Origin of the sequence: Rhizobium sp. CF142, from assembly GCF_000281145.1 — a bacterium.
In the GTDB taxonomy this organism is placed as follows: Bacteria; Pseudomonadota; Alphaproteobacteria; order Rhizobiales; family Rhizobiaceae; genus Rhizobium.
The window spans coordinates 1-1,949 of the sequence record NZ_AJWE01000001.1; the positions used below are offsets into that span (position 1 = coordinate 1).

2 protein-coding genes are annotated in these 1,949 nt (G+C 56.1%); both read right to left on the minus strand.

What is annotated here, in order from left to right; all coding sequences use genetic code 11:
• Positions 1 to 249: 249 nt before the first annotated feature.
• Positions 250 to 612: a hypothetical protein gene (locus PMI11_RS00005; protein ID WP_007811873.1), complete on the minus strand. Its 363-nt coding sequence runs from the start codon at positions 610 to 612 to the stop codon at positions 250 to 252.
• Positions 613 to 832: 220 nt separating this feature from the next.
• Complete coding sequence (locus PMI11_RS00010; RefSeq protein ID WP_007811875.1) at positions 833 to 1,483, minus strand: hydrolase; 651 nt, start codon at positions 1,481 to 1,483, stop codon at positions 833 to 835.
• Positions 1,484 to 1,949 lie beyond the last annotated feature (466 nt).

A 1,949-nucleotide genomic window follows, 5' to 3' on the forward strand; every position in this document is an offset into this window, starting at 1 on the left:
AAGCCGCCATTCGATCGGATTGGCCGCGCGTTCCGAAAACCGCGCGGCCCATACAATTCCCATTTAGATCCATTTCCATAACGAAACCAGCGTGGCAGATGTCAGGGTGTTAAGGGGCCGAAGGTTCGAGTCCCTTCAAGGCGCTCACTAACAAACAGCGTCTGTCACGGGGACTGGCGGCTGGTCGGTCTGTCAAGGCGGCTAAGCAACTCCAACGATTCACATTCTCGACTTGGCTAGGCTCAATCTTCAGACGAATCCGACATGTTCGCCAAAGGGGATCTCTTCCTCCAGGTTGCCTTTCCCGATGCGGATGCTCTCTCCCGACAACCTCCTATCCTCAGCGATTTCCTCATGAGGATGAGCCTTTCCGGAATGGTGATCGAGGTGTCGCTCGGAGGCTTGCTCATCCTCGTTGACCTTATCGTCGTCATGGCTTTCGCCCCTGAGCGCGGCACGCTCTTCGTTCATCATTTCGAGACCTGCAGTGATCTGGGCCTCCCGTCCCGCAACCCAGGCCCTGTCTGGCTCCGAGGTAATCGAAGCGCTGTGGTTTATCTGCGTCGCCGAGGAAGAGGAGGTGGGAGATGTCGCAGCGACTTTTTCGACCATGATGAACTTCCTTCGGGGAGCGCCAAAGCCATTCGACCCTGTGGCATCCGAAGTGCCGCCAAGATAGGGCTTATCTGTCAATGACAAAATGTCGAAGAGCCCGGTAGACTAGGCCGAGCGTTGCGACAACGCCCGACCAGAAAGCGCGGTGTTCGGGAGCAAGATATTGCCGACAGGACGCGATACGAACCCGCGTGATTCCTGCCAGCCCCAGACCGACTTAGTTCTTGGGAGGTATTGCCGCCTGCGGCGGATGAATCATATCGCGAGCGTATGAGAGTCCAATGCCATAGCCGCCGGCGTGAGCTTCAACAATGCCTCTCGCTCCGGCATAGGTTTCATGTCTTGTCCAGTCTCTCTGAAGCTCGAGAAGGACCTGAATCCAGGACGTCATAGTTGCTCCGGCCGCCTCCATTCGCCGCAATGCAAGAGCATGACTTTCCGGCGTCAGTCCACCGCAGGCGTCCGCGACGACAGAAACATCGTAGCCCTCTGCAATGGCGCACAGAACTGGAAAGGAAACGCACGCTTCGGTAAGAAGGCCGGAAACAATGAGACGCTTACGGCCGGAGGTGACGACAGCGGCACGTGCGGTCTCATCTTCCCAAAGATTCATGTTCCGACGCTCGATCGATTTCACGTCGCCGATAGCGGCCTGGATCGCCGGCATGATCGGTCCGCTATAGACAGTCGAAGCGGATGTTGAGGCGATGATCGGCAGCTCGAACAGTTTTGCCGTCTTCGCCAGCGCCACGGCGTTTCCAAGGAGGGTTTGCCGAGCGATCGACTCGACCCCAAAGGCCAAGCCAGCCTGCTGATCGATCAAAAGAAGCGCGCAGTCATGCGGTGTAATCAAGGGCAAGTCAGCCATGGGGGCTCCAATTCTTCGTTCTTGAATGCGAAGAGGTTAGTCGATCCGTCACCCGACTTCTTGGATCGCGCTATTGCCGTTTGGAATATCATCTTCCCCGCTTCTCGACCGCAGACTCTCACAGCGGGATTAGATCCTGTCTCGAGCATTAGGCTGCCAATCGGAATGGGGTTGTTCAGCCGGGCAGAGGTGGCGTCCTTTGCACGGTCGGTCGCATATTGGCCAGAATTTCCAAGCGCAGTATTATCGTCCAATCCAAAGGACGGCTTCTCGGGAATATTACCAGATGCGATGTAACCTGGCTGAGATCATTCGGCTGTTTTCCGGCGCAATACAATAACCGAAAAAAAGCAAGTTCCGAACGAAATGTCCGCTGAATCGACGTATGAATTTCTCGTCCTCCTCTTGATGGCGACGATAGTGATTGAATTGGTCGCACGGCGTTTGTGTCTGCCGCCGGCTGCCG

Bases quoted from the DNA above. Each gene is read 5' to 3' on its own strand.
- PMI11_RS00005 (WP_007811873.1), bottom strand. From the start codon at position 612: ATGGTCGAAAAAGTCGCTGCGACATCTCCCACCTCCTCTTCCTCGGCG.
- PMI11_RS00010 (WP_007811875.1), bottom strand. From the start codon at position 1,483: ATGGCTGACTTGCCCTTGATTACACCGCATGACTGCGCGCTTCTTTTG.